Genomic DNA, 14918 nt, shown 5'->3' with positions numbered 1-14918 from the left:
TGAAAGTTATTACTGTCCATCATCCCCATTCATTCAGTTCAGCTGATTTTCCACCTTTGTCGATGGCATTGGGGTATTTTGATGGAGTGCATAAGGGACATCAAAAGGTGATCAACACGGCGGTCATGGAAGCTGAGAAACGCAACTTGAATAGTGCTGTCATGACATTCGACCCTCATCCTTCCGTGGTATTGGGGCGGAAACATAAGCATGTCCACTATATTACACCGCTTCAGGACAAAATTAAGCTGATGGAAACACTGGGTGTCGATTACTTGTTCATTGTCCGGTTCACTTCGGATTTTGCCAATCTGCATCCTCAGGAATACGTAGATCAATATATCATCAATATGAATGTAAAGCATGTATCCGCTGGTTTTGATTTCACTTACGGAAAGCTTGGAAAAGGGAATATGGAGACATTGCAATTCCATTCAAGAGGTGAATTCACCTATACAACGGTTCATAAGCTTACAGACCATGATGAGAAAATCAGTTCAACTGCTATCAGGAAAGCCCTTAGTGATGGAGAAACAGCTAAGGTGAGCAATCTCCTTGGCCGCTATTACACAACCTCGGGTACAGTGATCCACGGAGATAAGCGGGGAAGAAAAATCGGTTTCCCGACAGCCAATATTGAACTTTCTGATGACTACATCACTCCGAAGATAGGCGTATATGCAGTCAGGCTGTATGTCCAAAATCAATGGCATAACGGAGTGGCAAATCTGGGCTATAAGCCGACATTTAATAATCCGGAAGATAAGGCTTTATCCATCGAGGTTCACATCTTTGACTACAGTTCCTCTATCTATGGTGAAGAAGTGACAGTTGAATGGCATAATTATATCCGTTCAGAGAAGAAATTTGATGGAATCGAGCAATTGATTGCCCAGATTGAGAAAGATAAGCAGCAAGCTGTCGCTTACTTTCAAAAATTATTCGTTTAGACTTGATTTATTATATAAAAAGTAGTATTCTAATTAACGTATGACAATGAACCTTTACTTGGCAGCACGATTCACCAACGTTTGCTGGGTCACAGGGGATTTTGAAAGAATATTAGGAGGTGAAATGGATGGCTATCACACAAACACGTAAAAACGAATTAATCAACGAATTCAAAACTCATGAGAACGATACTGGTTCTGCAGAAGTTCAAATTGCTATCCTTACTGAAGAAATTAACACTTTGAACGACCATTTACGTACTCACAAGAAAGACCACCACTCTCGTCGCGGTCTTTTGAAAATGGTAGGTCGTCGTCGTAATCTTTTAACGTACCTACGTAATAAAGATGTTGCGCGCTACCGTGATTTGATCAACAAATTAGGTTTACGCCGATAAGCGACTCAGAAGCGGGATTTTTTCCCGCTTTTTATTTAGGTTTAAGGCATACACCTTAAGGGAAATACTGCTAATCAAACAATCAAGAATGAAACAGCAAAAAGCATTTTGCTTTTTCATTTTTGATTGTTTACTTTCAAACTTTTGAAAGTTTGCGGATTTGTTCGCTAGCCAGTATTTTTCCATGGTTGTGCTGATGACTTTATAATTCTGGAAAGCGCCCCAACAGGGAATATTCCTTGACAGGATTAGTCAAAATACATATAAAAGTCGCTTATTTCAATTAAAAATTGTGTATATATCTGCTTCAAGGGTATGAGAGAAACCGAATACTCTTAATTGAGAAGTAAAGAGAGGGGTTCATTATGGAACAAGAAACAAAAGAATTTTCCATAGATTGGGCAGGCAGGAAATTAACAGTAGAATATGGTCAGCTGGCAAAACAGGCAAACGGAGCAGTGATGATCCGCTACGGAGATACGGCAGTACTAAGTACAGCTACAGCATCAAAGCAGCCTAAGCCGCTGGATTTCTTCCCGTTGACTGTCAACTATGAAGAGCGTTTGTATGCAGTAGGTAAAATCCCTGGAGGATTCATTAAACGTGAGGGCCGCCCTAGTGAAAGAGCAGTTCTGACCAGCCGATTGATTGACCGTCCAATCCGTCCATTGTTTGCCGATGGATTCAGAAATGAAGTTCAAGTAATCAGCATGGTTATGAGTGTGGATCAGGATTGTTCATCCGAGATGGCTGCAATGTTCGGTTCCTCATTGGCACTGACTGTTTCTGATATCCCGTTTGAAGGACCAATTGCAGGTGTTCAAGTCGGGCTGATCGATGGCGAATTCATTATCAACCCTAATGTAGACCAATTGGAAAAAAGTGAAATCAACTTGATTGTTGCCGGTACAAAAGATGCTATCAACATGGTTGAAGCAGGTGCTGATGAAGTTCCTGAAGAAACGATGCTTGAAGCGATCATGTTCGGTCATGAAGAAATCAAAAGGTTGATTTCCTTCCAAGAAGAAATTGCTGCGCAGGTTGGCAAGGAAAAGATGGAAGTTGAACTTTACCAAATCGATCAAGACATAGAAGCCGAAGTTCGTGGGATCTGTGAAGAAGATATGATCAAAGCGATCCAGGTGCAGGAAAAGCATGCACGTGAAGCGGCAATCAAAGAGGTTAAAGATGATGTCATCGCTAAATTCGAAGAGAAGGAAGCGGATGAAGCTCAGCTTAAACAAGTGAAGCAGGTACTGGACAAGCTTGTAAAGGGTGAAGTCCGCCGCTTGATTACAGAAGAAAAACTACGTCCCGACGGCCGTGGGCTTGACGAAATCCGTCCACTGGCTTCTCAAGTAGGACTTCTTCCAAGAACTCACGGTTCAGGTTTGTTCACTCGTGGACAGACTCAGGCACTGAGCATTTGTACGCTAGGTGCAATGGGAGATGTTCAAGTTATCGATGGTTTAGGTTTGGAAGAATCCAAACGCTTCATGCACCATTACAACTTCCCATTATTCAGTGTAGGGGAGACGGGTCCTATACGTGGTCCTGGACGCCGTGAAATCGGACATGGAGCATTAGGTGAAAGAGCACTTGAGCCTATCATTCCAAATGAAAAGGACTTCCCTTATACAATCCGTATTGTTTCCGAGGTACTGGAATCCAACGGTTCCACTTCTCAGGCAAGCATTTGCGCAAGTACATTGGCAATGATGGATGCGGGTGTTCCTATTAAAGCCCCGGTAGCGGGTATTGCAATGGGTCTGATTCAATCAGGTGAACATTACTCCATTCTTACAGATATCCAAGGCATGGAAGACCATTTGGGTGACATGGACTTTAAAGTCGCAGGTACGGCTAAAGGTGTAACTGCCCTGCAAATGGATATCAAGATTGAAGGACTTTCAAGGGAAATTCTTGAAGAAGCATTACAGCAGGCTAAGAGCGGTCGTATGCATATCCTGGACAGTATGCTTTCTACAATTTCTGAATCACGCAGCAAGTTGTCACAATATGCACCGAAAATCCTTACGATGCACATCAATCCTGATAAAATCAGAGATGTTATCGGGCCGAGCGGTAAACAGATCAATAAGATCATTGAAGAAACCGGCGTAAAGATTGACATCGAACAAGACGGTTCAGTATTCATCTCATCAACTGATGAAGAGATGAATAAAAAGGCCAAAAAGATCATCGAAGATATCGTTCGTGAAGTCGAAGTCGGTCAGTTGTACCTTGGTAAAGTAAAACGAATCGAGAAATTCGGTGCGTTTGTTGAAATCTTCAACGGTAAAGATGGTCTGGTTCATATCTCTGAACTTGCAGAGGAAAGAATCGGCAAAGTTGAAGATGTTGTCAGCATCGGTGACGAACTTCTTGTAAAAGTAACTGAAATTGATAGACAAGGCCGTGTGAACCTTTCACGCAAAGCAGTATTAAAAGAGCAGCGTGAAAAAGAGGAGCAGGCACAGAAATAATCCGAATGGAAGCTGACCGGAAACGGTTGGCTTCTTTTTATATCATGGGATAAGTCTTTAAAACATTTAGAGGTGAATTATATAATCCATTCTTGGTGTGTTACGGCTATTCACATTAATTTAGTTTTGATCTTAATTTCTTAACCTTTTGCCGGAATTATGGGGGGGTGCAGTTTTGAATTTGCAAACTACTTCTTGTTGGACTAATAGACAATCAGATCACGTTTTTCACACGTCATTTATTTAAAATGAAAACCTATCCCTAACCGAACCAATATAACCCGGTAAAATCCTCATCTGCTAAACAGCCTAAGTTCTACCTTGTCCCTGTTCATCATATGCTGTTAATGATAAGAAAGGGTGAGGAAGGATGAATTATAAGGTATTAATTGGGATGACCGTCTGTGTCGTTGCTGCCATCATATCTGTCAGCAATCCTATGACATCACAATATGTATCAAGTTTGAAAGAGGGACCAGTTTCAGCCGTTGATGCAAAACCTGAAAAATTAATGGACATAATTAAACAAGAAGCCGAAAAATTCGAAGTCCCACCGATTGATGCAAAGAATGATCCTGTTTGGAAAGGAACACCTGGTTATAATGGCTTAGAGGTGAATATTAAGAGTTCTTATGAGAAAATGAAGGATGAAGGCGTGTTTGACAGCGACCGTTTAGTATTTGACCAGGTATCTCCTGAAGTACACCTGTCAGATCTGCCTCCGCTTCCTATTTATAGAGGGAATCCGGAAAAACCCATGGCTTCGTTTATAATTAATGTAGCATGGGGAAATGAATACATACCGGATATGCTTGCGACGCTGAAGAAGCATCAGGTATATGCGACTTTCTTTTTAGAGGGACGATGGGTAAAGGAAAATCCTGATCTGGCAAAAATGATTGCCGATTCAGGACATGAAATAGGAAATCACTCTTATTCCCATCCTAAAATGGAGACACTTTCAGGGGCGAGAATCAGGGAGGAAATTTCGAAGACGAACGACATTATTGAAGCGACAACAGGCAAAAGAGTGAAATTATTCGGTCCGCCAAGCGGAGGCTTTAATGAGGAAGTCGTTAAAATTGCCGGCGAGTACAAAATGAAGACGATTTTATGGAGTGTCGATACAATAGACTGGCAAAAACCTGTACCAAATGTCATAGTAGAGAGAGTCACATCAAAACTTCATAACGGTGCGCTCATTCTGATGCACCCCACAGCATCTACATCCACAGCATTGCCTGCACTTATTGCAGCCATTAAACAGGAAGAATTAAGAATTGGAACAGTCTCTAGTTTACTGAAGGAAGAAAGAATTATAAAAACAGGAAATAATTCTCTCCTAAAAGGAAAAAGTAATCATAAGAACTAGTAGATGTTGACAACATGAACAGGAGGAATTTTTTTGATTAATAAATATACGTGCTCAAATGGTCTAAGAATAGTTCTGGAAGAAATTCCGACTGTCCGTTCCGTTGCAATCGGGATATGGATCGGTACGGGATCCCGTCATGAGAATAAAGAAAATAACGGGATTTCGCATTTCCTTGAACATATGTTTTTTAAAGGGACGGAAACAAGAAGTGCACGCGAAATCGCTGAATCCTTTGACAGCATTGGCGGCCAGGTGAATGCCTTTACTTCCAAGGAATATACATGCTACTATGCAAAGGTCCTGGACAACCATGCTAAATATGCTTTAGAAACCCTTGCCGACATGTTTTTTAATTCTGCTTTCGATGAAGAGGAATTAAAGAAGGAAAAGAATGTAGTATATGAAGAAATTAAAATGTATGAAGACACGCCGGATGACATCGTTCATGATGTTTTAAGCAAGGCAGTATATGAAAACCATCCATTGGGATATCCGATTCTGGGTACCGAAGAAACGCTTGATACCTTTAATGGCCAAACATTAAGAGAATATATGCATAACATGTATACTCCTGATGATGTAGTTATCTCTGTTGCAGGGAATATTGATGCTTCTTTTATCAAGGAAGTCGAAAAGCTGTTCGGGCAGTATGAAGGCGGGAAAGGTCATGAGCAAAATGCAAAACCATCTTTCCACCACAATAAAGTTTCCAAGAAAAAAGAGACGGAGCAGGCACATCTATGCCTTGGATATCCTGGATTGCAAATCGGTCATGATGATATCTACAGCCTGATCGTTTTGAACAATGTACTGGGAGGAAGCATGTCCTCACGCTTATTCCAGGAGGTAAGGGAGCAAAGAGGATTGGCTTATTCTGTGTTCTCTTATCACTCTGCCTATGAAGACAGCGGGATGCTGACCATTTACGGCGGAACGGGAGCTAAGCAATTGAACCAGCTGTTTGACACAGTCCAGTCCACACTTGCTACATTGAAAGCAGAAGGAATCTCTTCCAAAGAATTATCAAACAGCAAGGAACAGTTAAAAGGGAATCTGATGCTCAGCCTTGAAAGCACCAACAGCAGAATGAGCAGAAACGGAAAGAATGAACTGTTATTGAAAAAGCATCGCTCACTTGATGAAATCGTCGATGAGATTGATGGCGTGACAATTGACAGGGTTAATAACCTGGGCAACGAAATTTTCAATAATGATTTCTCTGTTGCTTTAATCAGTCCAGATGGCGAAATGCCAACAAATATAAAGAATTCTTAAATAAAAGCTTCAGTCCCTTGGGTCTGAAGCTTTTTTGTGTATGTATGAATCACGGTGCTTATCTTTTAGCCATGCTTAAGTCACCGCGTGGATCCTCTTTTCAAAACGCTCAATACAGTTACAAATTTGCAAACTTACTTCTAAAATGGAAAAGCACTTTATACATTAGTTATAAGGATTCTGTTAGGTTGCGAGCTAAAACGAAGGAAGGACAATAATGATAAAGAGCGGAGGATTCATATGCGGCTTAGTGAATTGAGCGGAAAGGAAATAGTGGATTTTAAAAGAGCAGAAAGACTGGGTGTACTGGGGCAGACTGACCTGGAATTCAATGAGCGGACAGGGCAGATCAATGCACTGGTGATTCCGACAGGAAAGTGGATGAGAAAACAAAACAGCGAGATCAGGGTACCCTGGCACCATATACGGACCATAGGATCTGATATGATTATCCTTGAAGTAGCGGAAGAGCAATAGATGTCCTGAAGATGCCTGGTAGATAAACACAAAGTGTCTTAATTGAAAATATGGTATAGAGTAAGATCCCTTCTTTGGAGGGATTTTTTGTTTGGTCTGAGGAATGGTCCGTATTTTCTCGGTCTGCATGAAAACTTGTCAATTCCCCTGAGTAATAGTCCGTAGCTACTTGTTCCCTCTAAAAATTTGGTTCATTCAACTGAGAAACAGTCCCCATCTCATGCTAAGCAAACGGCCACATCCCCAATAAACTGTCCGTTACCATACGAAAATTCAGCGTATTGCGGATATCTCGTCCTCCTGCCTGTAAATACAACATCTACCTCTTTGACTCCTTCCTCTCGTGCAGGAGACCTCCAGTTACAATAACAGCAATGATGCATACGCTATTCTAATCATTAATAGGCGCAATCTCTGATAAACCTCAGCCGACATGTACACAAAACCTGCAAAACAGAGGTTGAATGATTATATTGGTTAATTTCCTTCCGCCACTCACCTATTGCGATCACCCTTCATACAATGTTGAAGTGATAAACCTTTGCAGGTGGCAACGCGATTACGTTAAAAGAAGGTGAAAGCATTGATGTTGACTGGAATGCAGATCGCAGTCTTAGGCGGAGATGCTCGTCAACTCGAGATTATTCGTAAGCTTACAGAGCTCGATGCGAAAATATCCTTGATAGGATTTGAACAATTGGACCATGCTTTTACAGGTGCGGTTAAAGAAAAGATAGATGAAGTTGAATTTAATTCAGTGGACGCAATCATTCTGCCCGTTCCGGGGACCAACCTGGAAGGAGAAATTGAAACAATTTTCTCTAATGAAAAAATAAAGCTTACTGAAGAGATTCTGAAGGAAACTCCTTCGCATTGTAAAGTCTATTCAGGGATAACGAACAAGTACTTGAGTACCATAACTTCTTCAACAAAGAGAGAACTGGTGCAGCTTTTTGAACGGGATGATGTGGCAATTTATAACTCCATTCCAACAGTGGAAGGGACTATCATGATGGCAATACAACATACCGATTTTACCATACACGGTTCCAAACTGATCGTGCTGGGTCTGGGGCGTGTAGGAATGAGTGTAGCAAGGACCTTCCACCATCTAGGCGCACGGGTAAGGGTCGGGGCGAGAAAGAGTGAACATTTGGCACGAATTACGGAAATGGGCCTTCAGCCGTTTCACTTGGATGACTTAGAAGACGAGGTAAAAGATTGTGACATGTGTATCAATACCATTCCGGCACAAGTGGTTAAAGCCGGTGTCATTGCCAAGATGCCTGCACATACTCTCATCATCGACCTTGCATCCAAGCCGGGCGGAACGGATTTCAGGTATGCCGAAAAGCGTGGTGTGAAAGCATTGCTGGCACCGGGGCTGCCTGGTATTGTGGCTCCGAAATCAGCGGGGCAAATTCTCGCAAACGTATTGTCCCAGCTTTTGCTTCAAGATCTAACATCAAGAAAGGAGTAATCTGCATGAGTGTTAAAGGAAAACGAATCGGATTTGGCTTGACGGGTTCGCATTGTACCTATGATGCAGTATTTCCAGAGATTGAAAGACTGGTGAACGAAGGAGCCGAAGTCATCCCTGTAGTAACGTCTACAGTTAAGCATACGGTGACAAGATTTGGAGATGGAGAAGACTGGATTAAAAGGATTGAGGAAGTAACGGGCAATAAAGTAGTTGATACAATCGTAAAAGCCGAGCCGCTTGGACCTAAGCTGCCGCTTGACTGTATGGTCATTGCCCCATTAACAGGTAATTCAATGAGCAAATTTGCTAATGCAATGACAGATTCACCAGTGCTGATGGCTGCTAAAGCGACACTAAGGAACCACCGGCCGGTCGTTGTTGGTATTTCGACTAATGATGCATTGGGTCTGAACGGTGTTAACTTAATGAAACTGATTTCCGCAAAAGATATTTATTTCATCCCGTTTGGGCAGGATGATCCTGAAAAGAAACCGAAATCTATGGTTGCGAGAATGACGAGATTACTTGAGACAGTCGAAGCTGCAATGGAAGGTAAGCAACTGCAGCCCGTAGTAGTGGAGAGATATCTCGATCAATAAATGAAGCTCTGAATTTCCCTGAAGATTCGTGGTGAATGGGAGCTTTCTCCTCACATCGAACGAATGCCGCTCCATCCCGGGGGCGGTTTTGGCTTGCCCGGAAAAGGGGGGCTTGGACGGGAAAATAATTTCCCTTATAAATAATTCCAACTGGGTTGAAGAAAAAATGATATTGTCCGACTATTGTTTATGATAAAATACTCTTTATTACGGTAAATGATTAAATTGTTTTCAATCTGAAAAATTATAGTTTTAGATTTATATGGTCTGGAAGGAGAATACAATATGAATGCAAAAGGGTTTCATGTAGCGGTTGTCGGTGCAACAGGTGCAGTCGGCCAACAAATGATCAAAACATTGGAGAGCAGGGATTTTCCGATAGAAAAATTGACTCTTTTATCTTCTGCTCGTTCCGCGGGTAAGAAAGTTACTTATAAAGGTGAAGAACTTACGGTTCAGGAGGCAAAGCCTGAAATTTTTGACGGTATTGATATTGCCCTGTTCAGCGCAGGTGGAAGCGTGTCTAAAGAATTGGCACCGGAAGCGGCAAAGCGTGGTGCTATCTGTATTGATAACACAAGTGCTTTTAGGATGGACCCTGAGGTTCCACTGGTAGTTCCTGAGGTAAACGAGGAGGAAATCAGAAACCATAAAGGGATAATTGCAAATCCAAACTGTTCCACAATTCAAATGGTGGCTGCACTTGAGCCGGTCCGCCAAAAATACGGACTTGCAAAAGTCATCGTTTCAACTTATCAAGCTGTTTCAGGAGCTGGTGCGGCTGCAATTGATGAACTTCATGAGCAAACGCAGGCAATCTTAAACGGCGAAGAGCCTAAAGCGGAAGTTCTTCCGGTGAAGAGTGGTAAGAAACATCATCAGATTGCTTTTAATGCCGTTCCTCAAATTGATAATTTTGAAGAAAATGGATATACATTTGAAGAGATGAAAATGATTAATGAAACAAAGAAAATCATGTCTATGCCTGAATTAAAAGTGGCTGCGACTTGTGTAAGGCTTCCAATTGTCACGGGACATTCTGAATCTGTATATTTTGAAATTAAAGATGAGAATGTGACTGCGGAAGATATCAAGTCTTTATTGAAAGACGCACCAGGTATCGTACTGCAGGATTCACCTGAAGACCAGCTGTATCCGATGCCGGCAAATGCAGTGGGCAGCAATGATATATTCGTAGGCAGGATCAGGAAAGATCTTGATGATAATCATGGTTTCCATATGTGGGTTGTTTCTGACAATCTGCTGAAGGGTGCTGCATGGAATTCTGTTCAAATCGCAGAGAGCCTGGTCAAACTAGACTTAATTACAAAGTAATAAGCAGCATGAGAGGTACTTCCACTAATGAATATTTCTTTCATCGCAGAAAATTTTGCAGCAAACCTCTTGTTTTTATATTAAAAACATTGGGGTGTAGAAATGAAGATAACTGTTCAAAAGTATGGAGGTACATCGGTTCGTGATGAAATAGGCCGTAAAAAAGCGTCTGCACATGTTATGAGGGCGATAGAAGATGGTTATAAAGTTGTAGTGGTCGTGTCGGCCATGGGGAGAAAGGGAGAGCCTTATTCTACAGACACCTTACTCTCGTTGATTAATGGAAAAGATACGAAAGTGAGCAGAAGAGAACAGGATCTCCTGCTTTCCTGCGGGGAAACAGTTTCCACCGTCGTATTTACAAATCTGCTATTAGAGCAGGGGATCAAAGCAACGGCACTGACTGGAGCTCAAGCAGGCTTCCATACGAACAGTGACCATACCAATGCAAAAATAACCGACATGAAATGTGACCGTTTACTGTCTGAGCTTAAAGAATGCCAGGCTGTAGTCGTTGCAGGGTTTCAGGGGATTTCCCCTAAAGGAGAAATTACAACCATTGGCCGGGGAGGCAGTGACACATCAGCGGCCGCGCTGGGTGCTGCACTGAAAGCTGAATGGGTAGATATTTTTACAGATGTAGAAGGCGTCATGACGGCCGATCCAAGGGTGACAGATAAAGCAAGGCCGCTGGCTGTAATCTCTTATAACGAGGTTTGCAACCTGGCCAATCAGGGAGCTAAAGTGATCCATCCCCGTGCTGTGGAAATTGCCATGGAGGCAAGGGTCCCTATCCGGATACGTTCCACTTATTCTGATAATCTTGGCACATTGGTAACTTCTTTGGAGAAGAAGAAGGCAAAGGGGCTGGAGAGCGGAACCGTGACTGGCATTGCGCATGTTGAAAATTTGTCGCAGATCAAAGTGTTCGCCAAAAAAGAGCAGTATAATCTGCAGTCCGAAGTATTCAAGGCAATGGCCAATGAAAACATCTCTGTCGACTTCATCAACATTTCCCCTCAAGGAGTTGTCTATACGGTTCCCTCGGATTTGACTTCAAGGGCGTTCGGTGTACTGAAGAACCTGGGTCACGATCCCTTAATAGAGACAGAATGTGCAAAAGTCTCTGTAGTCGGTGCGGGGATGAAAGGGGTCCCAGGAGTAACGGCTGCAATCGTGACTGCGCTTTCTGAAAATAATATCCGCATACTTCAATCGGCAGACAGCCACACAACTATCTGGGTGCTGATCAAAGAGAAAGATTTAAAAACTGCAGTGAATGCTCTGCATGACTCTTTTCAACTGGAGGCAGATAAGAGTACACTGGAGATAGACGAATAAAAAGGAGTGGAGAGTAGTGCATTTTGGCCGTGTATCAACAGCAATGGTTACACCATTTGATAACAAAGGAAATGTTGACTTTCAAAAAACAACGTTACTTGTAAACTATCTTATTGAAAATGGATCTGATTCTCTAGTAGTCGGGGGGACGACAGGAGAGTCTCCTACTCTATCTCAAGAGGAAAAGCTTGCTCTTTTCCGCCATGTCGTTAAAGCAGTTAACGGCAGGGTGCCGGTAGTGGCAGGTACGGGAAGCAACAATACTTATGCATCCGTAGAGTTTACAAAAAAAGCAGCGGAAACCGGCATCGATGCGGTAATGGTCGTTGCACCATATTACAATAAGCCAAGTCAGGAAGGATTGTACCAGCATTTCAAAGCAGTTGCCGAAGCTACAACACTTCCGGTCATGCTTTATAATGTCCCTGGCCGTGCTGTAACAAAAATCGCTCCTGAAACCATCATCAGGCTTTCTGAGATTGAAAACATCACTTCGGTTAAGGAAGCAAGCGGGGACTTGGATGCGATGACGGAAATCATTGCAAATACTCCGGATGAATTCCTATTATACAGCGGTGATGATGGCTTGACACTTCCTGTCTTGTCTATCGGCGGAACAGGCATTGTGTCAGTAGCTTCACATGTGATCGGAAATGAAATGCAGGAAATGGTCAAGAACTTCCTTGAAGGCAATTTGCGTGAAGCGTCCAAACTTCATGGGAAACTACTTCCTGTCATGAATGAATTATTTGCTGCCCCGAGTCCTGCGCCGGTTAAGACGGCTCTGCAATTGAAGGGATTGGATGTCGGGTCTGTAAGACTTCCTCTCCTCCCACTGACGGAAGAGGAAAGAAAACGACTTACTGCAGTTCTTGAACTGAACTAATTCACAAAAAACCGCTTGCCGAAAGATTTTCGGAAGCGGTTTTTGTTTACATCGGTGAAAAAATAAAAAATGATGCCCCGCGCTCAGTCCGCGAGGTACATCATCGGGCAAAAAATCACAAAATGATTCCCCGCGCACAGCCCGCGAGGTACATCATTGGTGAGAAATCTTAAAATGATGCCCCGCGCTCAGTCCGCCCAGTACTTTATTGGCACCCCAAAAAAAATAATGCCCCCTTCCCATCCAAAATGGAACTTCAACGCACCCAAATCCCCTGAATGATACCGCTCGACCACCACGCAAGTGCTTTTTACCATTAAAATCTTTTAAAACCTCACTAAAAGTAAACTCAATCGGGTATAGAGAACTGAGCATAACCATACAAAGACCCACGAAAAAACAGGGGAATTGCATAATATTTTGAATTTAATGACCGATTGTGAGGATTTTCGTTGTAAAGATAAAATCTCATAAAGTATAATGAATCTAACTGATTAATGATCGGGAATTACAACATAGGAGGAAAACGACATTGAGCAAGAAAAAGAATGAAAGTATAAAGATCATTCCCCTCGGAGGAGTCGGGGAGATAGGCAAGAACATGTATGTGATCGAAGTGGATGAGGAGATCTTTGTAATCGATGCAGGGCTAATGTTCCCAGAAGATGAAATGTTCGGAATTGATATGGTGATACCGGATATTCAGTATCTCGTGGAAAATAAAGAACGTGTTAAAGGAATTTTCCTTACTCATGGACATGAAGATGCAATTGGTGCAATTACGTATGTCCTTAGAAAAATCAAAGCCCCTGTATATGGGACAAAATTGACTAATGCCTTAGTAAAGGGCAGGCTTAAGGACGAAGAATTCAAGGAAGATATCAAATTCTATAATGTCCACTCAGACAGTAAACTGTATTTTGGCGGAGTCGACGTTACGTTCTTCAGAACTACTCACAGCATTCCTGATTCAGTAGGGGTCAGCATCAATACGTCGGAAGGATCCATTGTACATACGGGAGAGTTTAAGTTCGACCAGGCAGCTAAAGGTCTGTACCGTCCTGATATGGGGAAAATGGCGAAGATTGGCGATAATGGGGTGCTTTGTCTTCTGTCTGACAGTACAGAAGCGGAAAGACCGGGATATACAACATCTGAAGAAGTCATCGCCAATCAACTGAATTCTGCATTTCATGCTGCAAAACACAGAATCATCGTTGCGAGTTATGCTTCTAACCTGATCAGGATTCAACAGGTATTTGATGCAGCTTCTAAAAATAACAGAAAAGTAGCTGTAGTCGGCAAAAGCCTTGAAAGAGTATATGAAATCGCTTTAAATCTGGGATACCTTCAGATCAAGGAAGATGTCATCATTCCTATCCAGGACATTTCTAAATACAATGACGATGAAGTCGTCATCATTGCTACTGGAGATCAAGGGGAGCCATTCGAAGTATTGCAGAGAATGGCTAAGCAAAACCATAAGCTTGTGAATATACAGGATGGGGACACAGTCTTTATTACGGCCACTCCATCCCATGGAATGGAGCTTACGATGTCGAAAACGGTGGACATGCTTTACCGATCAGGCGCAAACGTCCTGACAGCGAATAAAAAAGTCCATGTGTCGGGTCACGGAAGCCAGGAAGACTTGAAGCTTATGCTGAACTTAATGAAACCTAAATATTTCATTCCGATTCAGGGAGAATACAGAATGCTGATTGCACACAGCAAGATTGCCAATTCAGTCGGCATTTCCCATAACAGGGTCTTCATCCTTGATAAAGGGGATGTAGCTCAATATAAAGATGGAAAAATGAAGATGAGCGGCAGAGTGCAAGCAGGGAATGTCCTCATTGACGGAATCGGTGTCGGTGATGTTGGAAATATTGTTCTCCGTGACAGAAAATTGCTTTCACAGGACGGAATTTTCATTGTCGTCGTAACATTAAGCCGTAAAGGAAAAACGCTGGTCTCAGGACCTGAAATAATCTCCCGCGGTTTTGTGTATGTCCGCGAATCGGAAAAGCTGATGGATGAGTCTACACAGCTTGTAAAACAAATCGTTGATGGTTACCTTGCAAAAGGGACTTTCGAATGGTCCAACATTAAGCAGGATATCCGCGATCAACTGAACCACCTTCTTTTCGGCAGAACAAGAAGAAGGCCAATGATCCTGCCAATTATAATGGAAGTATAAGCATAATGAAGCACATGAAAGAGCTGACCAGGTGGTCGGCTCTTTTTCCATTTAACACATTAACGCACTAAGAGGGACTGTCCCTCTTAGTGCGTTAATGTGTTAAAGTTACT

The 14918-nt window shown here is 42.4% G+C and carries 12 protein-coding genes; all 12 read left to right on the top strand.

Annotation, left to right across the window (positions count from 1 at the left end):
* Nucleotides 1-950 (top strand): bifunctional riboflavin kinase/FAD synthetase (gene ribF / locus BSG1_RS12805; protein WP_006837489.1); only part of this gene is annotated, 950 nt, incomplete at its 5' end.
* Between the two features lie 128 nt (nt 951-1078).
* Nucleotides 1079-1348, top strand: coding sequence for a 30S ribosomal protein S15 (gene rpsO, locus BSG1_RS12800; protein WP_006837488.1), 270 nt, complete (start codon nt 1079-1081; stop codon nt 1346-1348).
* Between the two features lie 365 nt (nt 1349-1713).
* Entirely contained in the window at nt 1714-3834 is a 2121-nt protein-coding gene (pnp, locus tag BSG1_RS12795) for a polyribonucleotide nucleotidyltransferase (RefSeq protein ID WP_006837486.1), read from the top strand.
* A 370-nt stretch (nt 3835-4204) separates the two neighbouring features.
* Nucleotides 4205-5206, top strand: a complete 1002-nt coding sequence (locus tag BSG1_RS12790) for a polysaccharide deacetylase family protein (RefSeq protein WP_006837485.1) — start codon at nt 4205-4207, stop codon at nt 5204-5206.
* 33 nt (nt 5207-5239) lie between these two features.
* Nucleotides 5240-6484, top strand: a complete 1245-nt coding sequence (locus tag BSG1_RS12785; protein WP_006837484.1) for a M16 family metallopeptidase — start codon at nt 5240-5242, stop codon at nt 6482-6484.
* Nucleotides 6485-6724: 240 nt separating this feature from the next.
* Nucleotides 6725-6961, top strand: a complete 237-nt coding sequence (locus BSG1_RS12780; protein ID WP_006837483.1) for a YlmC/YmxH family sporulation protein — start codon at nt 6725-6727, stop codon at nt 6959-6961.
* 586 nt (nt 6962-7547) lie between these two features.
* On the top strand, nt 7548-8441 hold the full coding sequence (gene dpaA, locus BSG1_RS12775) for a dipicolinic acid synthetase subunit A (protein ID WP_006837482.1): 894 nt from the start codon (nt 7548-7550) through the stop codon (nt 8439-8441).
* Nucleotides 8442-8446: 5 nt separating this feature from the next.
* Entirely contained in the window at nt 8447-9043 is a 597-nt protein-coding gene (gene dpaB, locus BSG1_RS12770) for a dipicolinate synthase subunit B (RefSeq protein WP_006837481.1), read from the top strand.
* A gap of 285 nt (nt 9044-9328) precedes the next feature.
* Nucleotides 9329-10378, top strand: coding sequence for an aspartate-semialdehyde dehydrogenase (gene asd / locus BSG1_RS12765; protein ID WP_006837480.1), 1050 nt, complete (start codon nt 9329-9331; stop codon nt 10376-10378).
* A 102-nt stretch (nt 10379-10480) separates the two neighbouring features.
* Nucleotides 10481-11719 (top strand): aspartate kinase, encoded by a 1239-nt coding sequence (gene dapG, locus BSG1_RS12760; protein ID WP_006837479.1) that lies wholly within the window; start codon nt 10481-10483, stop codon nt 11717-11719.
* 16 nt (nt 11720-11735) lie between these two features.
* Nucleotides 11736-12605: a 4-hydroxy-tetrahydrodipicolinate synthase gene (gene dapA / locus BSG1_RS12755; protein WP_269479319.1), complete on the top strand. Its 870-nt coding sequence runs from the start codon at nt 11736-11738 to the stop codon at nt 12603-12605.
* A 532-nt stretch (nt 12606-13137) separates the two neighbouring features.
* Nucleotides 13138-14805 carry a ribonuclease J gene (locus BSG1_RS12745; protein ID WP_006837476.1) on the top strand — a complete coding sequence of 556 codons (1668 nt, stop codon included), beginning with the start codon at nt 13138-13140 and terminating at the stop codon, nt 14803-14805.
* Nucleotides 14806-14918: the final 113 nt, after the last annotated feature.

The sequence above is a fragment of the Bacillus sp. SG-1 genome (assembly GCF_000181495.1).
In the GTDB taxonomy this organism is placed as follows: domain Bacteria; phylum Bacillota; class Bacilli; order Bacillales; family Bacillaceae_B; genus Rossellomorea.
This window is presented reverse-complemented; position numbering and strand designations above follow the sequence as displayed.